Annotated in this window: 17 protein-coding genes; 12 read left to right on the top strand and 5 right to left on the bottom strand. The window is 62.3% G+C overall.

The features are described 5' to 3' along the window. Positions 1–66: 66 nt before the first annotated feature. Positions 67–1,722 carry an acyl-CoA dehydrogenase family protein gene (locus C8K58_RS21360; protein WP_108574257.1) on the bottom strand — a complete coding sequence of 552 codons (1,656 nt, stop codon included), beginning with the start codon at positions 1,720–1,722 and terminating at the stop codon, positions 67–69. Positions 1,723–1,821: 99 nt separating this feature from the next. Beyond that, complete coding sequence (locus C8K58_RS21355) at positions 1,822–4,212, bottom strand: hybrid sensor histidine kinase/response regulator (RefSeq protein ID WP_108574256.1); 2,391 nt, start codon at positions 4,210–4,212, stop codon at positions 1,822–1,824. Between the two features lie 277 nt (positions 4,213–4,489). Between C8K58_RS21355 and C8K58_RS21350 the strand changes: the two genes are divergently transcribed. The 4 genes from C8K58_RS21350 to C8K58_RS21335 all read left to right on the top strand — a co-directional run bounded on the left by C8K58_RS21350 (position 4,490) and on the right by C8K58_RS21335 (position 8,026). Continuing rightward, a complete protein-coding gene (locus C8K58_RS21350) occupies positions 4,490–5,287 on the top strand; it encodes a hydroxymethylpyrimidine/phosphomethylpyrimidine kinase (RefSeq protein WP_108574255.1) in 798 nt (265 codons plus the stop codon). A 32-nt stretch (positions 5,288–5,319) separates the two neighbouring features. After that, positions 5,320–5,943 carry a thiamine phosphate synthase gene (gene thiE / locus C8K58_RS21345; RefSeq protein WP_108574254.1) on the top strand — a complete coding sequence of 208 codons (624 nt, stop codon included), beginning with the start codon at positions 5,320–5,322 and terminating at the stop codon, positions 5,941–5,943. Positions 5,944–5,961: 18 nt separating this feature from the next. Beyond that, positions 5,962–7,245: a glutamate-1-semialdehyde 2,1-aminomutase gene (gene hemL, locus C8K58_RS21340; protein ID WP_108574253.1), complete on the top strand. Its 1,284-nt coding sequence runs from the start codon at positions 5,962–5,964 to the stop codon at positions 7,243–7,245. Positions 7,246–7,471: 226 nt separating this feature from the next. Beyond that, positions 7,472–8,026 carry a tetratricopeptide repeat protein gene (locus C8K58_RS21335; RefSeq protein WP_027605258.1) on the top strand — a complete coding sequence of 185 codons (555 nt, stop codon included), beginning with the start codon at positions 7,472–7,474 and terminating at the stop codon, positions 8,024–8,026. 8 nt (positions 8,027–8,034) lie between these two features. Here the strand turns inward: C8K58_RS21335 and C8K58_RS21330 are convergent, their stop codons facing one another. Then, positions 8,035–8,361: a DUF1820 family protein gene (locus C8K58_RS21330; RefSeq protein ID WP_003215457.1), complete on the bottom strand. Its 327-nt coding sequence runs from the start codon at positions 8,359–8,361 to the stop codon at positions 8,035–8,037. Between the two features lie 131 nt (positions 8,362–8,492). Between C8K58_RS21330 and miaB the strand changes: the two genes are divergently transcribed. From miaB to lnt, 5 genes are all read left to right on the top strand, one after another. Beyond that, positions 8,493–9,821 (top strand): tRNA (N6-isopentenyl adenosine(37)-C2)-methylthiotransferase MiaB, encoded by a 1,329-nt coding sequence (gene miaB / locus C8K58_RS21325; RefSeq protein WP_027605252.1) that lies wholly within the window; start codon positions 8,493–8,495, stop codon positions 9,819–9,821. Positions 9,822–9,954: 133 nt separating this feature from the next. Continuing rightward, positions 9,955–10,959: a PhoH family protein gene (locus C8K58_RS21320; RefSeq protein ID WP_053138073.1), complete on the top strand. Its 1,005-nt coding sequence runs from the start codon at positions 9,955–9,957 to the stop codon at positions 10,957–10,959. Then, a complete protein-coding gene (gene ybeY, locus C8K58_RS21315; protein WP_027605250.1) occupies positions 10,952–11,410 on the top strand; it encodes an rRNA maturation RNase YbeY in 459 nt (152 codons plus the stop codon). The genes C8K58_RS21320 and ybeY overlap by 8 nt, the downstream gene beginning before the upstream one ends. A 42-nt stretch (positions 11,411–11,452) precedes the next feature. Beyond that, positions 11,453–12,292 (top strand): HlyC/CorC family transporter, encoded by an 840-nt coding sequence (locus C8K58_RS21310; RefSeq protein WP_005791724.1) that lies wholly within the window; start codon positions 11,453–11,455, stop codon positions 12,290–12,292. A gap of 8 nt (positions 12,293–12,300) precedes the next feature. Beyond that, positions 12,301–13,824 (top strand): apolipoprotein N-acyltransferase, encoded by a 1,524-nt coding sequence (lnt, locus tag C8K58_RS21305; RefSeq protein ID WP_027605249.1) that lies wholly within the window; start codon positions 12,301–12,303, stop codon positions 13,822–13,824. 74 nt (positions 13,825–13,898) lie between these two features. On the opposite strand, the gene C8K58_RS21300 is transcribed toward lnt, so the two are convergent. Further along, positions 13,899–14,660 (bottom strand): YdcF family protein, encoded by a 762-nt coding sequence (locus C8K58_RS21300; protein WP_027605248.1) that lies wholly within the window; start codon positions 14,658–14,660, stop codon positions 13,899–13,901. A gap of 97 nt (positions 14,661–14,757) precedes the next feature. Next, complete coding sequence (locus tag C8K58_RS32750; RefSeq protein WP_027605247.1) at positions 14,758–15,075, bottom strand: hypothetical protein; 318 nt, start codon at positions 15,073–15,075, stop codon at positions 14,758–14,760. Between the two features lie 261 nt (positions 15,076–15,336). On the opposite strand from C8K58_RS32750, the gene leuS reads away from it, so the two are divergent. From leuS to holA, 3 genes are all read left to right on the top strand, one after another. Continuing rightward, the gene (gene leuS / locus C8K58_RS21290; protein ID WP_108574252.1) at positions 15,337–17,943 is read left to right on the top strand and encodes a leucine--tRNA ligase; all 2,607 of its coding nucleotides are present in this window, start codon (positions 15,337–15,339) and stop codon (positions 17,941–17,943) included. An 88-nt stretch (positions 17,944–18,031) separates the two neighbouring features. Further along, positions 18,032–18,637, top strand: a complete 606-nt coding sequence (lptE, locus tag C8K58_RS21285; RefSeq protein WP_027605245.1) for an LPS assembly lipoprotein LptE — start codon at positions 18,032–18,034, stop codon at positions 18,635–18,637. Positions 18,638–18,676: 39 nt separating this feature from the next. Continuing rightward, positions 18,677–19,714 (top strand): DNA polymerase III subunit delta, encoded by a 1,038-nt coding sequence (holA, locus tag C8K58_RS21280; RefSeq protein ID WP_027605244.1) that lies wholly within the window; start codon positions 18,677–18,679, stop codon positions 19,712–19,714. Positions 19,715–19,734 lie beyond the last annotated feature (20 nt).

The raw sequence follows: 19,734 nt of genomic DNA, 5'->3' as shown, positions 1-19,734 counted from the left end.
ACGCAAACCTTGAATTGGAGTGCCTCTCAAGATGGCTGCAAGCCCCCTCCCACATGTGGACCGTGTTTATTCAGAGACATTGGGACTTGAGCGCGCGACGATGGCCCCGACATCGACGCCACGCGGCAAGGTGCCGTAGACGCGGCCAGACGACTGGCCCAAACGGCTGGCGATAAAACCATCGCTGACCGCCGCATGACCGGCCTCCAGCAGCAACTTGGCCTGTAGCGCCACGGCAATATCCTCGGTCAACTGCCGTGCGCGGTACTGGATGTCCTGGGTGTCCATGAACGCCGACTTCAGGTGTTCGATATGCCGTGCCAGCTGCTTATCGCCATGCCCGTCACCGAGTTCGACAAACAGCGCTTCCAGCACGCCGAGCTCCTTGGAGAGTGCGCGCAGCACGTCCAGGCATTGCACATTGCCGGAACCTTCCCATGTCGAATTCACCGGCGCTTCACGGTACAGGCGCGGCAGGATGCTGTCCTCCACGTAGCCCGCGCCGCCCATGCATTCGGCGGCTTCGTTGATCATCGCCGGGGCGCGCTTGCAGATCCAATACTTGCCCACCGCCGTCACCAGCCGAGCGAACTTGGCTTCCCGCTCATCGCCCAGGTTGTCCAGGGCGCAGCCCATGCGCATGCTCAAGGCCAGCGAGGCTTCGCTTTCCAGGGCGAGGTCGGCCAGCACGTTTTGCATCAGCGGCTGCTCGCTGAGCACACGGCCACCGACCCGGCGATGAGCACAGTGATGGCTGGCCTGGGTCAGCGCCTGGCGCATCAAGGCACTGGAACCCACCATGCAATCGAAGCGGGTCATGGCAACCATCTCGATAATGGTGGGCACGCCACGCCCCTCTTCACCGATCATCCAGGCCAGGGCCCCACGAAACTCCACTTCACTGGACGCATTGGAGCAGTTGCCCAATTTGTTTTTCAGGCGCTGGATATAGAACTCGTTGCGGGTGTCATCCGGGCGGTGCCGGGGCAGCAGGAAACAGGTCAGGCCTTTGTCGGTCTGGGCCAGGGTCAGGAAGGCATCGCACATCGGCGCGGAGCAGAACCACTTGTGACCGACCAGTTCATAGGCTTGCCCGGGCCCGCCGGCGCCCACCGGATAGGCGCGGGTGGTGTTGGCACGCACGTCGGTGCCACCCTGCTTCTCGGTCATGGCCATGCCGATGGTTGCACCGGCCTTGTGGGCAATGCCGACATTGCGCGGGTCATAGTGGGTGCTGAGGATTTTCGGCAGCCAGGTCTGCGCCAGGTCCGGTTGCAAGCGCAGGGCCGGGACGCAAGCGAAGGTCATGGTCAGTGGGCAGCCGGTGCCGGCCTCAGCCTGGCTGTGCAGGTAGGTCATGGCCGCACGCGCCACATGGGCACCGGACTGTGGATGGGCCCACGGCAGCGACGGCAGGCCATGCTCGACCGCGGTGCCCATCAGCTCGTGGTAGGCCGGGTGAAACTCCACCAGGTCGATGCGATGCCCATACCGGTCATGGCTGCTGAACACCGGTTTGTTCTGGTTGGCCAGGAACCCGGCCGCCATCAGCGGCCCGCCGGCCAACGCCCCGTACGCATCGATGCGCGCCTGCGCCCAGCCGGCGCCAAAGCGTCGCGACCAGTCTTGCAGGGGCGCGTCGATGCGGTACAGGTTGGTGCCGTCCAGGGAGGGCGGCTGGTTGGTGACGTCGTGGGTTTCGGCGAACTGATGCAGGTTCATGACAGGCCTCCTGGAAAAAGGCCCTGTCGAATGCGCACCTACCCATAAAGGCGCAGATCGATTGAGGCCGGTTTTTTCAGTTAAGCACCGTCATCCAGGTTAAAAAAGTGGCATACCCGCCGAATGCCCGGCGCTTTCGCCCTCGAGCGCGCTCAACAGGTGGCGCTCCAGTACCGCCTGCAGCGCCTCGAAGCGCACCGGCTTGGCCAGGCGATCGGTGATGCCGATGCCATGGCTGCGCTCGCGCTCGGACGTGTGCAGCGACGTACTCAAGGCGATCACCGGCAATTCACCGCAGCCCGGCAGTGCACGAATCTGACAACACAACGAGAAGCCGCCTTCGGGCACATCCAGCAAGACCGCGTCGAAGCTTTGCCCCTGCAAGGCCGCCAACGCCGCCGGGCCACTGTCCACGGTTTTCACCCGGTAACCCAGCTTGAGCAACATGCCGCGCACCGCCAACTGGCCGACGCTGTTGTCATCCACCAGCAATACCGCGCAATCCTGGGGCGCGCGTTGCCGGCCGGGCGCCGGTTTTGCCTCGATCGGCACCGGGCTGACGTTCACGTCCAGCTGGAAGCGGCTGCCCTTGTGCGGCTCGGAATGATGGGTAAGGCGCCCGCCCAACAGCTCGATCAATTGCCGGCAGATGGCCAGGCCGATGCCCAGGCCGCCGTATTCGCGGGTCATGGAGCCATCGAGTTGGAAAAAGCGCTGGTACAAGGTCGCCTCGTCAAGGAAGGCGAAGCCAATACCGGTGTCGGTCACAATGAAGCTCAGGCGCACGTCGCCATCACTGTGAGGCACACCCACCACCCGCAGGCGCACGGAACCTTCGCGGGTGAACTTGAACGCATTGTCCAACAGGCAATCCAGGCACTGGAGCAGTTTGTCGGCGTCGCCCACCACACGGTCCGGCAGCTCATCGGCCACATCGATGGAAAATGCCAGGCCTTTGCCTTGGGCGCTGGTGTTGAATTGCTGGCGCAAGGTGTCGAGCACGCCGCGCAGGCTGAACACCCGAGGCTGGGCACTCAGGCGCCCGGCCTGCAATTCGGTGAGGGTGAGGATGCCGTTGACCATGCGCATCATGTCCCGTGCCGAACCGGCGGCCGTTTGCTGGTACTGCGCCAGGTCGTCGTCCAGCGGCACCGTTTGCATCAGCTCAAGGGAGCCGATCACACCGTTCATGGGCGTGCGCAGTTCGTGGGTCAGCGTCGCGAGGAATTCATCCTTGAGACGGTTGCTGCGGGCCAGTTGCTGGTTGAGCACTTCGAGCTTCTGGCTGGCATCGAACAGGATCTGTGCCTGCTGCTCACGCATGGCATTGATACGGTCGGCGAGGGCCAGGGATAACAGCGCCACTTCAATTGCCGAGCCGATCTGGCTGGCGTACATGGTGAGGAACACATTGGGCAAGTAGCCCAGCACCATCAGCGTGTTCACCACGCCACCCAGCAGGAACGCCGACCAGGCGATGATGAAATACCGCGCCACCCGCTGGCCGCAGTACCAGGCCTTGATGGCGGCGACGAAGATGGTCACGGTGAATACCAGCGCCAGGCCGGTCGCCAGGCGCAAGGCCAGGGCATAGCTGGTCAGCAGCGCCAGCGCCATCACTGCGCCGCCGCACACCGCCAGTGCCAGCAAGAGCCGGTTGAGCCAGCGGCTGTGCTGCGCGGTATGCAGGAAGCTGCGGGCGAACAGGCTGCCGAACAGCGCCGCCGAACCGATCAGCAACGGCACCGCCGCATTCGCCCACCACGGGTTGTTCGGCCAGAAGTACTGCACCGCCACGCCATTGACCGACAGTTGGTACAGGCCAAACGAGGCGATGTAGAGGATGTAGTACAGGTAGCTGGTGTCGCGCACGCTCAGGTAGATGAACAGGTTGTAGACCAGCATCCCCAGCAATACGCCATAGATCACCCCCAGCACCGACAGGCGCAGCGGTTGTTGCTCCAGGTAAGCGGTGCCGGCCCAGAGCGTCAACGGCGCCTGGATCGAGCCCTCGCTTTGCAGGCGCAGGTAGAGCGTTTGCTGCTGGTCGGGCACGAAATTGAGCTTGAACAGGTAGTTGCTCTGGCTGACCTCACGGCTGGAAAAAGGCAGCGCACTGCCGGTACGGCCGGCCAGCCGATAGTTGCCGGTGCCATCGTTCTGGTACAGGTCCAGATGATTCAGCGGCGGGTAAGCCAACTCCAGGAACCAGGTGCGGGGGGCACGGGGGTCCCTGGCCACGTAATGCAGGTCGACCTTGAGCCAGAACACCGAGCGCGAATAGCCGGCGTTGAGGGTGGCTTTGTCATGGTGCTTGAATTGAGCAGCGTAGGCGGGAGAACTTACTTCGGCGATGGTGAGGGCATCGGTGGGGTCTTCGAGCACTTGCATGGCTCGGCCCAGCGGCAGGCTTCGGGTGTCCTGGTTGAACTCGATGGCGCTGGCGAGCATCGGTAGCCCGCACAACAATAAGATCAGCAAATAGCGCATGCGAGCCCCAGCGTGGCCTGTCCGGTTATGTCAAAAGCCCCCCATTCCTTTTGAGAAGACGTACACCGGCGGTACAGTTAAGTTGTTTGAATCCACTTTAGCATAGCCGCCAAAGGCCATTGGACACCATTGAAATAATTTTTTGAAAGGCTCTAGAACAAGGCTTTCAGAGCGTTTTCACAGCCGAGCACACGCCAAAAAAGCGGCGTTCGCGCGACAACATTCAACCATCGCCCGAAGGCCCCGCCAAAAGCGTTTGGTGGTAAGCTCGCGCACCATGAATATCTACAGCTCTCGCCCCGTTGTCCTCTGTCTCTCCGGCCATGATCCCAGTGGTGGCGCCGGCTTGCAGGCAGATATCGAAGCCCTCCTCGCCCAAGGCTGCCATGCGGCCCCGGCCGTCACTGCCCTGACCGTGCAGAACACCGTCAATGTCAGCGATTTCCGCGTACTGGACCGTGAGTGGGTACTGGCCCAGGCCAATGCCGTCCTCGGTGACTCCGACGTGGCGGCGGTCAAGCTGGGCATGCTCGGCTCCACCGCGATGGTCGACACCGTGGTCGAACTGCTGCAGGCGCACCCGCACCTGCCGGTGGTGTGCGACCCGGTGCTGCGCGCCGGCGGCGGTGGCAGCCTGGGCAAGGACGAAGTCGGCTACGCCATGCGCGAGCGGCTGCTGCCGTTGTCGCTGATCGCCACGCCGAACCTGCCTGAAGCCCGCATCCTCGCCGAACTGCCCGAGGGCACCGCCGACGAATGCGCCGCGAAGCTGTTGCCGTTTATCAAGCACCTGTTGATCACCGGCGGCCATGGCGATGAGCACGAAGTGCACAACCGCCTCTACAGCCGCGATGGCACGCGCCAGACCTTTACCTGCCAGCGCCTGCCCGGCAGCTATCACGGTTCGGGCTGCACCCTGGCCAGCGCCCTGGCCGGACGGATCGCCCAGGGCGAAGGGCTGGTGAGTGCGGTGCAGTCGGCACTTAACTACACTTGGCGCACCCTGCGTGACGCCGAACAACTCGGCCAGGGCCAGTTCGTACCGCGCCGGCTGCCGCTGGATTTCTGCTCGTAACTATCTGCTCTTAACAGCAAGGGGCCTGCCCGATGAAACTACGTGGCCTTTACGCCATTACCGACAGCCAACTGTTGGCCGGCAAGTTCCTCGCCTACGTCGAAGCGGCATTGGACGGTGGCGTGACCCTGCTGCAGTACCGCGACAAAAGCAGCGACGAAGCCCGGCGCCTGCGCGAAGCGGAAAAACTGCGGGAGCTGTGCTCGCGCTACAAGACCCAGCTTATTATCAATGATGACTTCGACCTGGCCGCCCGCCTGGGCGTCGGCGTGCATCTGGGCCAGACCGACGGCCCACTGACGCCGGCCCGTGCGCTGCTCGGCTCCAAGGCGATCATCGGCGCCACCTGCCACGGCCAGATCGAACTGGCCGAACAGGCGGCGAAGGAAGGCGCCAGTTATGTCGCCTTCGGCCGCTTCTTCAATTCCAACACCAAGCCGGGTGCTCCGGCCGCCACCCTTGAAATGCTCGCCGAGGCCCGCAAGCGCCTGCATGTGCCGATCTGCGTGATCGGCGGCATCACCCTGGAAAACGCCGCACCGCTGGTGGCCCAGGGTGCCGACCTGCTGGCCGTGGTCCACGGCCTGTTCGGTGCCGACAGTACCCAGGAAGTCACGCGCCGCGCCCGCGCCTTCAACGAACTCATCAAATCCTGAATTCAGAGAGCCCTCACCATGTCTCGTTCCGAAACCCTGTTTGCCAATGCCCAGAAACACATCCCCGGCGGTGTGAATTCCCCCGTGCGTGCGTTCAAAAGCGTGGGCGGCACGCCGTTGTTCTTCAAGCATGCCGAAGGCGCCTACGTCACCGACGAAGATGACAAGCGCTACGTGGATTACGTCGGCTCCTGGGGCCCGATGATCCTCGGCCACAGCCACCCCGACGTGCTGGACGCCGTGCGCAGGCAGCTGGAACACGGCCTGTCCTACGGCGCACCGACCGCCATGGAAACCGAGATGGCCGATCTGGTCTGCAGCATCGTGCCGTCGATGGAGATGGTGCGCATGGTCAGCTCCGGCACCGAAGCCACCATGAGTGCGATTCGCCTGGCCCGTGGTTTCACCGGCCGCGACAGCATCATCAAGTTCGAAGGCTGCTACCACGGCCATTCCGATAGCCTGCTGGTCAAAGCCGGTTCCGGCGCGCTGACCCAAGGCGTACCCAGCTCGGCCGGCGTACCGGCAGCGTTCGCCAAACACACCCTGACCCTGCCGTTCAACGACATCGGCGCCGTCGAGCAGATGCTCAGCGAAGTCGGCCAGGATGTGGCGTGCATCATCGTCGAGCCGGTGGCCGGCAACATGAACTGCGTGCCGCCCGCCCCAGGATTTCTGGAAGGCCTGCGCGAACAGTGCGACAAGCACGGCGTGGTGCTGATTTTCGACGAAGTGATGACCGGCTTCCGCGTTGCCCTCGGCGGTGCCCAGGCGCACTACGGCGTCACGCCGGACCTGAGCACGTTCGGCAAGATCATCGGTGGCGGCATGCCCGTGGGCTGCTTCGGCGGCAAGCGCGAGATCATGCAGCACATCGCGCCGCTGGGCCCGGTGTACCAGGCCGGCACACTCTCGGGTAACCCGCTGGCCATGGCGGCCGGCCTGACCACCCTGCGCCTGATCAGCCGCCCGGGCTTCCACGCCGAGCTGACCGACTACACCACCCGCCTGCTGGACGGCCTGCAACAGCGCGCCGATGCCGCCGGTATCCCGTTCGTGACCACGCAAGCAGGCGGCATGTTTGGCCTGTACTTCAGCGGTGCCGATGACATCGTCACCTTTGATGATGTGATGGGCAGCGATGCCGACCTGTTCAAGCGCTTCTTCCACCTGATGCTGGAGGGCGGCGTGTACCTGGCGCCGAGTGCCTTCGAAGCCGGCTTCACCTCGATCGCCCATGGCGATGCCGAGCTGAAACTGACTCTGGATGCCGCCGAGCGCGCCTTCGCCGCCCTGAAATAAGCCGGAGCAAAAACCTGACGTCGCTGTGGGCGGCGTCAGATTTGCTACTTTGCCTACAGGGATTTCCTTATTTTTCCGAGAATTTACCTGCAATCCGGCAGATAACTTGCCCAAGCAGCAGAAAAACGAGTAAAGACTTTGTAAGCAGAGGCCTGCTTATTTCATAATGCGCGCTTATTGGATCCCGAGAGGATCCGCGCGCCCCGTCAGAGGTAAGTCGATTCCCATGAAACGCACCGGCCGCACCCTGGTACTGGGCTGCCTGTTGCTCCTTCAGCCGCTGCTGGCACAAGCCCAGGCAGGCGGCAACTCGTTGTTAATCCCAGCGATGGGTCGTTGCACCCTCAATACCCAGCCGGACAGCCAGGCCGAAGCCCTGAGCGCGTGTCAGAAACAGGCCGACGATGGGGATGCGCAGGCGCAATACGAGTTGGGCGAGTACTACCACGACAGCAAGAACCCGGCCCGTGACCTCAACAAAGCCTTGAGCTACTTCGAGAAAGCCTCGCTGCAGGGCCACGCCCAGGCGCAATTCCAGTTGGGCACCATGTTCTTCAAAGGCGAAGGCGTGCCGGCCAATAACGTCCAGGCCTATATCGTGCTGAAAATGGCCGCGGTCAACGGCGCCGAAGACGCGCTGGACACCGCCGACGAAGTCGCCGAGCACATGCAACGCGATGAATTGGAAGTGGCCACCCAGGTCCTGGGGCAGATTTTCCGCAACTACCTGCTGGAGCTGCAGAGTGCCGATGGGCGCTCGCCCTTCTCACCCCTGCCCTGACACCCAGCCTATTTCTCAGGCATCGGCATCGGAAACGGCATGACATTGCTCATGCCCCGGGCTTCGCTGATTTTCGGCGTGCCCAGGCGCTCGACTTCGTCGATGCGCACGATCGAATGCATCGGCACAAAACTGCGCACCACGCCTTCGAACTGGGCCTTGAGCTTTTCCTCGCCCGGGTCGACGACCAGCTGTGTGCGCTCGCCAAAGACGAACTCTTCCACTTCCAGGAAACCCCACAGATCACTTTGATAGATCTGCTTGGCGTACATTTCGAACACCTGGCCCTGGTTGAGGAAAATCACCTTATAGATTGGAGCTTCACGTTTGGTCATGGTGGGTGAGGAACACATGGGGGATATAAAAGAGGGCGCGAACTATAGCATGGCACCCGATGCACAGTGCTAGGAACCGATGGGCATGACCCCTATAATGCGCGGTTCTTTACCACCAGTTGACGATTCCCATGGCCAAGAAGCTTTATATCGAAACCCACGGTTGCCAGATGAACGAGTACGACAGCTCGCGCATGGTCGACCTGCTGGGTGAACACCAGGCCCTGGAAGTCACCGCCCGCGCCGAAGATGCCGACGTGATCCTGCTCAATACCTGCTCGATCCGCGAGCGGGCCCAGGACCGTGTGTACTCGCAGCTGGGCCGCTGGCGCGAATTGAAGCTGGCCAACCCGGACATGGTGATCGCCGTCGGCGGTTGCGTGGCCAGCCAGGAAGGCGCCGCGATCCGCGACCGTGCGCCGTATGTCGACGTGGTCTTCGGCCCACAGACCCTGCACCGCCTGCCGGAAATGATCGACGCCGCGCGCATCACCAAGCTGCCCCAGGTCGACGTCTCGTTCCCGGAAATCGAAAAATTCGACCACCTGCCCGAACCGCGCATCGATGGGCCGAGCGCCTACGTGTCGGTGATGGAAGGCTGCAGCAAGTACTGCACCTTCTGTGTGGTGCCCTACACCCGTGGTGAAGAAGTCAGCCGGCCGTTTGACGACGTGCTCGCAGAAATCATCCACCTGGCCGAAAACGGCGTCCGCGAGGTGACCCTGCTGGGCCAGAACGTCAACGGCTATCGCGGCCTGACCCACGACGGGCGCCTGGCTGACCTGGCGGAGTTGATCCGCGTGGTCGCCGCGGTGGATGGCATCGAGCGCATTCGCTACACCACTTCGCACCCGCTGGAATTCTCCGACAGCCTGATCCAGGCCCATGCCGACGTGCCGGAACTGGTCAAGCACCTGCACTTGCCGGTGCAGTCGGGCTCGGACCGCATCCTCTCGGCGATGAAACGCAACCACACCGCCCTGGAATACAAATCCAAACTGCGCAAATTGCGTGCAGCGGTGCCGGGCATCTGCATCAGTTCGGACTTTATCGTCGGCTTCCCCGGCGAAACCGAGAAAGACTTCCAGCAGACCATGAAGCTGATCGAAGACGTCGGTTTCGACTTCTCCTACTCGTTCGTCTACAGCCAGCGCCCCGGCACCCCGGCGGCGGACCTGCTGGACGAAACCCCGGAAGCGCTGAAAAAAGAGCGCTTGAACGCGCTGCAACATCGCCTCAACCAGCAGGGTTTTGAGATCAGCCGACAAATGGTCGGTTCGATCCAGCGCATCCTGGTCACCGACTACTCGAAAAAAGACCCTGGTGAATTGCAGGGCCGTACCGAGAACAACCGGATCGTCAACTTCCGTTGCGATAATCCGACATTGATCGGTCAGTTTGCCGACGTGCATATCGATGCGGCGCAACCGCACTCGCTGCGCGGCTCGCTGGTGCAATAAAGGTGAGAGGGGGACAAGCCCCCTCCCACATTGGAACCGTGCAACATTCCAATGACGTAAGTGCTTTCGTACCCGCGTCACTGGCGTTATCCTCTCTTTCACCTAAACAGCCAAAGGGCGGCTAAAAGCAACCTTGAACGCACCCATAGCAGAACCCCATCGTTTTCTCCTCGAGCCCTTTGAGGCTCGCCGTTTCGCCAACCTGTGCGGACAGTTCGACGAGCACCTGCGCCTGATCGAGCAACGCCTGAGCATCGAGATCCGCAATCGCGGCAATCAGTTCGAGCTTATTGGTGAACCCCAACACACCACGTCTGCAGAAAACCTGCTGCGCCGCCTCTACCGTGAAACCAAGGGTAGCGAGCTGTCGCCGGAAACGGTGCACCTGTACCTGCAGGAATCCGCCGTGGAAGACCTGGCCAACAACCCGGTGGCCGAAGCCAGCGTGGCCCTGCGCACCAAAAAAGGCATGATTCGCCCGCGCGGCTTGAATCAGCAGCGCTACGTCAAGGAAATCCTCGGCAACGACATCAACTTCGGCATCGGCCCCGCCGGTACCGGCAAGACCTACCTGGCCGTGGCCTGTGCGGTCGACGCCCTGGAGCGTGAGCAAGTACGCCGTATCCTGCTGGTGCGCCCAGCGGTCGAGGCCGGTGAAAAACTCGGCTTCCTGCCCGGCGACCTGGCCCAGAAGATCGACCCGTACCTGCGCCCGCTCTACGACGCGCTGTACGAGATGCTCGGCTTTGAATACGTGGCCAAGCTGATCGAGCGCCAGGTGATCGAGATCGCCCCGCTGGCCTACATGCGCGGCCGCACCTTGAACAACAGCTTCATCATCCTCGACGAAAGCCAGAACACCACCGTCGAGCAGATGAAGATGTTCCTCACCCGGATCGGTTTCGGCTCCACCGCCGTGATCACCGGTGACGTCACCCAGGTCGACCTGCCCAAGGGCACCAAGTCCGGCCTGGCCCAGGTGATTGAGGTGCTCAAGGACGTGCCGGGTATCAGCTTCACGCACTTCATGCCCAAGGACGTGGTCCGCCATCCGCTGGTGCAGCGCATTGTCGAAGCCTACGAGCGCTTCGACCACCGCGATGACGCACCAGCCAAGGACGTTCGCCGCGATGCTTGAGCTTGACCTGCAACTGGCCACCGAAGCGCCCGCCCCCAGCGAAGAACAGTTCCGTCAATGGTGCGCCCTGGCCCTGCGCCAGCGCAGCGCCGACTCGGAACTGACCATCCGCCTGGTGGACGAGCCCGAGGGCCGCGAGCTGAACCACACCTGGCGCCAGAAGGACTACGCGACCAACGTGCTGTCGTTTCCCGCCGACGTACCCGATGAGTTGCTGGATATCCCCCTGCTGGGCGACCTGGTGATCTGCGTCGAGGTGGTCGAGCGTGAAGCGAAGGAACAAGGCAAGGAACTTGAGGCTCACTGGGCCCATCTAGTCATCCACGGCTGCTTGCATCTCTTGGGTTACGACCATATAGACGATGAAGAAGCCGAGGAAATGGAAGCACTGGAACGAACGTTGCTTGCAGAATTGGGTCACCCGGATCCATATGCAGACGACGAAAACTGATCAACACTCAACTGTCACATCAAAGGATTTAGAGTAATCGCTATGAGCGAAGACCGATCGAGCAACGGGCAAAAGTCATGGCTGGGTAAACTGACCCAGGCTTTTGCCCACGAGCCGAAAAACCGCCAGGAGCTGCTGGAGCTGCTGCGCGAGGCCCACCAGAACAAGTTGCTGGACAGCGAAGCGCTGGCCATCGTCGAAGGCGCCATCCAGGTGGCTGACCTGCAGGTTCGGGACATCATGGTCCCACGCTCGCAGATGATCAGCATCAAGGCGACCCAGACCCCACGGGAATTCCTCCCGGCCGTGATCGACTCGGCGCACTCGCGCTACCCGGTGATCGGCGAAAGCCATGACGACGTCATGGGTGTCCTGCTGGCCAAGGACCTGCTGCCGCTGATCCTCAAGGAGAACGGTGACAGCTTCAACATCAAGGACTTGCTGCGTCCGGCCACCTTCGTGCCTGAATCCAAGCGCCTGAATGTGCTGCTGCGCGAATTTCGCGCCAACCACAATCACATGGCCATTGTGATCGACGAATACGGCGGCGTGGCGGGCCTGGTGACCATCGAAGACGTGCTGGAACAGATCGTCGGCGACATCGAAGACGAACACGACGTCGAAGAAGACAGCTATATCAAGCCGCTGCCCAGCGGTGACTTCCTGGTCAAGGCGCTGACGCCGATCGAGAACTTCAACGAGTTCTTCGACAGCGAATTCTCCGACGACGAGTTCGACACCGTCGGTGGCCTGGTGATGAGTGCGTTCGGGCACCTGCCCAAGCGTAACGAAACCACCGAGATCGGCGCCTATCGCTTCCGCATCCTGAATGCCGACAGCCGCCGCATCCACTTGATCCGCCTGACACCTATTGCCCGCTAAGGATTGATATGCGCCGTCTGACCCGCCCCGGCTGGCCCGGTAATCTGCTGGCCGTGGTGGCCGGCGCCATCACCACCCTGGCGCTGGCGCCGTTCGACCTGTGGCCATTTGCACTGGTTGCGGTCGGATTGTTCTATGTCGGGCTGCGGGAGCTGACGCCGCGCCAGGCCCTGGGCCGTGGCTGGTGCTTCGGGTTCGGCCTGTTTGGCGCCGGCACCAGCTGGATCTACTACAGCATCCACCACTTCGGCGGCGCTTCGGTGCTGCTGGCGGGGTTCCTGATGCTGCTGTTCACCGCCGCCATTGCCTGGTTCTTCGCACTGCCCGCCTGGCTGTGGGCGCGCTGGTTGCGCCGCAATGAAGCGCCGTTGGCGGATGCGCTCACGTTTGCCGCGTTGTGGGTCGGCCAGGAAGCCTTTCGCGGCTGGTTCCTCACCGGATTCCCATGGTTGTATTCCGGTTACAGCCAGCTCGACGGCCCGCTAACCGGCCTGGCGCCAGTGGGCGGGATGTGGCTGATTTCCTTTGCCCTGGCGCTGACGGCCGCCCTGCTGTGCAACCTGCCGCGCCTGCTGGCCGGCAAACGCAATGGGTTTATCGGCGCCGGCCTGGTGTTGCTGGTAGCGCCCTGGGCCATCGGCCTGGCGCTCAAGCATCATGCCTGGACCACGCCGTCCGGCGCGCCGCTGAGCGTTGCCGCGATTCAGGGTAACGTCGAACAAAGCATGAAGTGGGACCCCGAGCAGCTCAATGCGCAGCTCGCGCTGTACCGCGACATGAGCTTCAGCTCCAAGCCGGTCGACCTGCTAGTGTGGCCGGAAACGGCGGTGCCGGTGCTCAAGGAGTCCGTCGAGGGCTACCTGGGAATGATGGGCAAGTTTGCGGCCGACCGGCACACCGCGTTGATCACTGGCGTGCCGATACGCCAGGAAGTGCATCACCAGAAGCGCTACTTCAACGGCATCACCGTGGTGGGTGAAGGTGACGGCACCTACCTCAAGCAGAAACTGGTGCCGTTTGGCGAGTACGTGCCGCTGCAGGACATGCTGCGCGGCCTGATTGCCTTCTTCGACCTGCCCATGTCGGACTTCGCCCGGGGCCCTGCCGACCAGCCGATGCTGCAAGCCAAGGGCTATCAGATTGCGCCGTTCATTTGCTACGAAGTGGTATACCCGGAGTTCGCCGCCGGCCTTTCAGCCCAGAGCGACCTGCTGCTGACCATCAGCAATGACACCTGGTTCGGCCGCTCCATCGGCCCCTTGCAGCACCTGCAAATGGCGCAGATGCGTGCGCTGGAGGCTGGCCGCTGGATGATCCGCGCCACCAATAATGGCGTGACCGGGTTGATCAACCCGTTTGGGCAGATCACCGTGCAGATCCCGCAGTTCGAACGCGGCATTCTCTACGGCGAAGTGGTGCCGATGCACAACCTGACGCCGTACCTGCAATGGCGCTCGTGGCCGCTGATCATCGTGTGCCTGGCGCTGTTTGGTTGGGCGTTGCTGGCAGGCCGGATGGCCAAAACCGTTTAACAGCCAACGCGAAACAAAATGTGGGAGGGGGCTGGCCCCCTCCCACACTTTGATCTGCATTTTAATCAGCAGGGTTATCGATAGAACAACCGGTAGCCTAGCTGCCCCACCGCTTCATTGATCAACTGCCCGCTCTGCCACACCGACTTGAACTCCGGCATCCAACCGCCCAGCGGCCGAGCGTTGTCCACGCCAAGGAACCCCACCGGCGCCGGCACCACGGTGAAGCCGGCCTTTTCAAAACTCCACACCGACCGCGGCATGTGCCAGGCCTGGGTCACGACCACCACACGCTTGATGCCCTCGGGCAATAGAATCCCGGCACTCATCTGCGCGTTTTCCCAGGTGGTGCGGCTGCGTTCTTCCTTCCAGCGCACAGCAACGCCGAAGTCATCCTGCATCGACACCGCCATCAACTGCGCCTCGCTGGGCGGCGTGCCGTAATGCAGGCCACCGGTGGTCAGCACCGGCAGCCCGGAGGCCTTGGCCAGTCGCGCGGCATACCGCTGGCGCTCCAGGCCGATACCGGTCGGCTGATCAGAACCCCAGGCGGGGTCGCCGCGCTCGCGTCCCGAGCCCAGCACCACAATGGCATCGGCGCGCTGGGCCAGGGTCGACCAGTCTTCACGGGCCAACGGTGGTTCGGTCTCCAGGGCACGTGCGCCCCACTCCACCGCCACCGGCAGGCTGATCAACCACATGCCGCCAAACCCGAGGGCAAAGCAGCAGCCGGCCAAACGGGGGCGGCTGCGACGAAACCACCAGGCAAGGGCCAGCAGCAGCAAGAGAATGCCGGGTGGCAGGAGCAGTTGTTTGATGAAATAACGAATAGGCATCGGGCATCTCCATAGATGCCCGAAGCCTAAGGTGTAACGGGGTTTAGCGACAATCTTTACAGTGACATGGCACGATGATGTGTTCCTGGGGAGTGAACTACTTGAAGCGGGCGGACCGGAGCCTTTCCGGGCCACGACCGGCCGACAAGTCCTTGAGCCACACCACCTTGGCTGAGTGCGTAGGTTCTCTGGCTGGCGGGGTTGCCACCCAAGGAGGCGCACTGCGCCTATTACGTTCCAGGTAAGCTTTGATCAGTTCCAGCTCCGCACGGCTCAAGCCGCGCAGTTCCAACTCGACGGGCCGTTCATCACGCAATCGGCCCGCGGTCCTCGCTGCATCCAATGCACGACCCAATCGGTCGATCAGTCCTTCGTAGATTTCCGGTTTCGTTGCGATTCGCTGCGATTCAACCATCCCCTCACCTCATTGAAGAAAGAACTGCTCCCCAATAAACAGCGTAGTCCCCGTGTGTGCGCCTGCCCGGCGCCGCGACAGACGGCCCTTGCCGCGCAATCAGGGTTTCCCTCGATAGAGTGGGGTCATGTATGCTACGGCGCTTCCTGTAACTCCACTTCCCGCAGGGTTTGGGCACGGACGCGCCGCTTTTTGGTGTCGAACAACCTGAACGTTGCACCGAAGAGGATTAGGCCACCCCTATTCAGTTCAAAAGTAGCCATGCACGAACAATATCAGCCCCGTGAAATAGAAAATGCCGCCCAAACCTTCTGGGACGAGCAAAAGTCCTTTGAAGTCAGTGAACAGCCAGGCAAGGAGACGTTCTACTGCCTGTCGATGTTCCCTTACCCCAGCGGCAAGCTACACATGGGGCATGTGCGTAACTACACCATCGGCGACGTCATCTCCCGCTACCAGCGCATGCAAGGCAAGAACGTCCTGCAACCCATGGGTTGGGACGCCTTCGGCATGCCGGCGGAAAACGCCGCGATGAAAAACAACGTGGCCCCCGCCAAGTGGACCTACGAAAACATCGCCTACATGAAGACCCAGCTGCGCAGCCTGGGCCTGGCGGTGGACTGGTCCCGCGAAGTCACCACCTGCAAGCCGGATTACTACCGTTGGGAGCAGTGGCTGTTCACCCGCCTGTTCGAAAAAGGGGTGATCTACAAAAAAAGCGGCACCGTGAACTGGGACCCTGTCGACCAGACCGTCCTCGCCAACGAACAGGTGATCGACGGTCGCGGCTGGCGCTCCGGCGCGCTGATCGAAAAGCGCGAAATCCCGATGTACTACTTCAAGATCACCGCCTACGCGGATGAACTGTTGTCGAGCCTCGACGATTTGCCGGGCTGGCCTGAACAGGTCAAGACCATGCAGCGCAACTGGATCGGCAAGTCCAAGGGCATGGAAGTGCAGTTCCCGTACAACGTCGACTCCATCGGCGAAGCGGGCGCACTCAAAGTCTTCACCACCCGTCCGGACACCCTGATGGGCGCGACCTACGTCGCCGTGGCCGCCGAGCACCCGCTGGCTACCCAGGCCGCACAGAACAATCCTGAGCTGCAGGCGTTCATCGCCGAATGCAAAGGCGGCAGCGTGGCCGAAGCCGACGTCGCCACCCAGGAGAAAAAAGGCCTGCCGACCGGCCTGTTCGTCGAGCACCCGCTGACCGGCGAGAAGTTGCCGGTATGGGTCGCCAACTACGTGCTGATGCACTACGGCGATGGCGCAGTAATGGCTGTGCCGGCCCACGACGAGCGCGATTTTGAATTTGCGGTCAAATACAACCTGCCGATCAAATCCGTGGTCCGGACCAGTTCGGGCGACACCAACCCGGCCCCATGGCAGGACGCTTACAACGAGCACGGCACGCTGATCAACTCCGGTGAGTTCGACGGCCTGGACTTCGCCGGCGCCTTCGACGCCATCGAAGTGGCACTGATCAAGAAGAACCTCGGCGCCTCGCGCACCCAGTTCCGCCTGCGCGACTGGGGCATCAGCCGCCAGCGCTACTGGGGCTGCCCGATCCCGATCATCCACTGCCAGACCTGCGGTGACGTACCGGTGCCGGAAGACCAGTTGCCGGTCGTCCTGCCGGAAGACGTGGTGCCGGACGGCGCCGGTTCGCCATTGGCGCGCATGCCCGAGTTCTACGAATGCAGCTGCCCGAAATGCGGCGCGCCGGCCAAGCGTGAAACCGACACCATGGACACCTTCGTCGAGTCCTCCTGGTACTACGCCCGCTACGCCTCGCCGCACTATGAAGGCGGCCTGGTGGAAAAATCCGCAGCCGACCACTGGTTGCCGGTGGATCAGTACATCGGCGGTATCGAACACGCCATCCTTCACCTGCTGTACGCGCGCTTCTTCCACAAGCTGATGCGCGACGAAGGCCTGGTGAGTTCCAACGAACCGTTCAAGAACCTGCTGACCCAGGGCATGGTGATCGCCGAGACCTACTATCGTCGCGAAGCCAATGGCGCCTACACCTGGTTCAACCCGGCGGACGTCGAGCTCGAGCGCGACAGCAAGGCCAAGGTCATCAGCGCCAAACTGATCGCCGACGGCCTGCCGGTGGAAATCGGCGGCACCGAGAAGATGGCCAAGTCGAAGAACAACGGCGTCGACCCTCAGTCGATGATCGACCAGTTCGGCGCCGACACCTGCCGCCTGTTCATGATGTTCGCCTCGCCGCCTGACATGAGCGCCGAATGGTCCGATTCCGGCGTCGAAGGTTCGCACCGTTTCCTCAAGCGCGTCTGGCGCCTGGCGCACGCCCATGTCAGCCAGGGCCTGCCGGCCAAGCTGGACGTAGCGTCCTTGAGCGACGAGCAGAAACTCATTCGCCGCAGCACCCACCTGGCCATCAAGCAGGCCAGTCAGGACGTGGGCCAGAACCACAAGTTCAACACCGCCATCGCCCAAGTGATGACGCTGATGAACGTGCTGGAAAAAGCCCCGCAAGCCACCGCACAGGATCGCGCACTGGTACAGGAAGGCCTGGAAACGGTCACCCTGCTGCTGGCGCCGATCACACCGCACATCAGCCACGAACTGTGGAGCCGCCTGGGCCATAGCGACGCGGTCATCGATGCGCGCTGGCCGGTACAGGATGACAGCGCCCTGGTACAGGACACGCTGCAACTGGTGATCCAGGTCAACGGTAAACTGCGCGGCCAGATCGACATGCCGGCCAGTGCCAGCCGTGAAGAAGTCGAAGCGGCCGCACGGGTCAACGAGAACGTGCTGCGCTTTACCGAAGGCCTGACGATCCGCAAAGTGATCGTGGTGCCTGGCAAACTGGTCAATATCGTCGCTAGCTAATCGGATCGGGCGTGGGGCTCAAGCCCTGCGCCGAACAAAGCCTTCAGGGCCTCGATAAGGCCCACATGGTTTCAAGGGGAGCAACAAAATGATCAAACGCAATCTGCTGGTTATGGGCCTTGCCGTACTGCTGAGCGCTTGCGGCTTCCAGCTGCGCGGCACCGGCACCAATGACCTGACGATCAAGGAACTGGACGTCAGCGCTCGCGACGCCTACAGCGAGACAGTGACCCAGCTGCGCCAGGTCCTGGAAAACAGCGGCGTGCACGTCTACACCGGCGCGACCTACAAACTGTTCCTGGCTAACGAGAAAGAAACCCAGCGCAACCTGAGCTACGCCAGCGCCGGACGTGCGTCCGATATCGAACTGAGTACCGTGCTCAGCTTTGAAATCCAGGGCCGCGATCACCTGCCGTTGATGAATGACAACATCCAGGTGCAGAAGATTGTCAGCCACGATGGTAACAACCTGGTGGGTTCGGACTCCGAAATCATCCAGGTGCGCAAGGAGATGCGTCGCGAGCTGGTGCAACGCATGGTCCTGCGCCTGTCGCTGCTGACTCCGCAACAACTCGAAACCTTGCAGCAACGTGCTGATGACAAGGCCAAGGCCGATGCCGACGCGCTGAAAGCCGCGAAAGAGTACGAAGACAACACGCCGAAACAATCGCCTGTTGAAGTCCCTGTCGAGTAAGCCAGACGGGGCGCCCCAGGCGCCCCGTTCACCCTGCCTATGAAACTCGCCCCCGCCCAACTCGCCAAACACCTGCAAGGTGGCCTCGCGCCTGTCTACATCGTCAGCGGTGATGACCCGCTGTTGTGCCAGGAAGCCGCCGACGCCATCCGTAGCGCCGCACGCCAGCAGGGCTTCGATGAACGCCAGGTATTCAGCGCCGACGCCAGTTTCGACTGGGGCACGCTGCTGCAAGCCGGCGCAAGCATGTCGCTGTTCGCCGAAAAACGCCTGCTGGAGCTGCGCCTGCCTTCGGGCAAGCCCGGTGATAAAGGCGCGGCTGCACTGATGGAATACTGCTCGCGGCCCGCCGAAGACACGGTGTTGCTGATCAGCTTGCCCAAGCTCGACGGCAGCGCGCAGAAGACCAAGTGGGGCAAGGCCCTGGTGGAAGGGGCGCAGACCCAGTTCATCCAGATCTGGCCAGTGGACAGCAATCAGTTGCCGCAATGGATTCGCCAGCGCCTGTCCCAGGCGGGGCTGTCCGCGACCCAGGATGCAGTGGAGCTGATCGCCGCGCGGGTCGAAGGCAACTTGCTTGCCGCCGCACAGGAGATCGAAAAGCTCAAGCTGATGGCCGAAGACGGGCAGATTACCGTCGAGACCGTCCAGGGCGCCGTGGCAGACAGTGCACGTTTTGACGTGTTCGGGCTGGTGGATGCGATCCTCAACGGCGAGCCCGCCCATGCCCTGCGCATGCTCGAAGGCCTGCGTGGCGAAGGTGTGGAGCCACCGGTGATTCTCTGGGCCCTGGCCCGGGAGCTACGGGTATTGGCCAATATTGCCCTGCAATACAGCCAGGGCACGCCGCTGGACAAGTGCTTCAGCCAGGCGCGACCACCGGTGTGGGACAAGCGCAAACCCCTGATGAGCAAAGCCCTGCAACGGCACTCGGCGCAACGCTGGGCGCAGCTGTTGCTGGAAGCGCAGCGCATTGATGCACAGATCAAGGGCCAGGCGGCGGGTTCGCCGTGGATGAGCCTGAGCCGTTTATCGCTGTTGATGGCCGGACAACGCCTGGCACTTCCCGCCGAATAACCCCTCTCTTAAAAACACTG

The sequence above is a fragment of the Pseudomonas sp. GV047 genome (genome assembly GCF_003058245.1).
GTDB classification, from domain to species: Bacteria; Pseudomonadota; Gammaproteobacteria; order Pseudomonadales; family Pseudomonadaceae; genus Aquipseudomonas; species Aquipseudomonas marginalis.
Note: the sequence above shows the minus strand (reverse complement) of the source record. Positions and strands in the feature narration are given on the sequence as shown.

Bases quoted from the DNA above. Each gene is read 5' to 3' on its own strand.
- C8K58_RS21360 (WP_108574257.1), bottom strand. From the start codon at position 1,722: ATGAACCTGCATCAGTTCGCCGAAACCCACGACGTCACCAACCAGCCG.
- C8K58_RS21355 (WP_108574256.1), bottom strand. From the start codon at position 4,212: ATGCGCTATTTGCTGATCTTATTGTTGTGCGGGCTACCGATGCTCGCC.
- C8K58_RS21350 (WP_108574255.1), top strand. From the start codon at position 4,490: ATGAATATCTACAGCTCTCGCCCCGTTGTCCTCTGTCTCTCCGGCCAT.
- thiE (WP_108574254.1), top strand. From the start codon at position 5,320: ATGAAACTACGTGGCCTTTACGCCATTACCGACAGCCAACTGTTGGCC.
- hemL (WP_108574253.1), top strand. From the start codon at position 5,962: ATGTCTCGTTCCGAAACCCTGTTTGCCAATGCCCAGAAACACATCCCC.
- C8K58_RS21335 (WP_027605258.1), top strand. From the start codon at position 7,472: ATGAAACGCACCGGCCGCACCCTGGTACTGGGCTGCCTGTTGCTCCTT.
- C8K58_RS21330 (WP_003215457.1), bottom strand. From the start codon at position 8,361: ATGACCAAACGTGAAGCTCCAATCTATAAGGTGATTTTCCTCAACCAG.
- miaB (WP_027605252.1), top strand. From the start codon at position 8,493: ATGGCCAAGAAGCTTTATATCGAAACCCACGGTTGCCAGATGAACGAG.
- ybeY (WP_027605250.1), top strand. From the start codon at position 10,952: ATGCTTGAGCTTGACCTGCAACTGGCCACCGAAGCGCCCGCCCCCAGC.
- C8K58_RS21310 (WP_005791724.1), top strand. From the start codon at position 11,453: ATGAGCGAAGACCGATCGAGCAACGGGCAAAAGTCATGGCTGGGTAAA.
- lnt (WP_027605249.1), top strand. From the start codon at position 12,301: ATGCGCCGTCTGACCCGCCCCGGCTGGCCCGGTAATCTGCTGGCCGTG.
- C8K58_RS21300 (WP_027605248.1), bottom strand. From the start codon at position 14,660: ATGCCTATTCGTTATTTCATCAAACAACTGCTCCTGCCACCCGGCATT.
- C8K58_RS32750 (WP_027605247.1), bottom strand. From the start codon at position 15,075: ATGGTTGAATCGCAGCGAATCGCAACGAAACCGGAAATCTACGAAGGA.
- leuS (WP_108574252.1), top strand. From the start codon at position 15,337: ATGCACGAACAATATCAGCCCCGTGAAATAGAAAATGCCGCCCAAACC.
- lptE (WP_027605245.1), top strand. From the start codon at position 18,032: ATGATCAAACGCAATCTGCTGGTTATGGGCCTTGCCGTACTGCTGAGC.
- holA (WP_027605244.1), top strand. From the start codon at position 18,677: ATGAAACTCGCCCCCGCCCAACTCGCCAAACACCTGCAAGGTGGCCTC.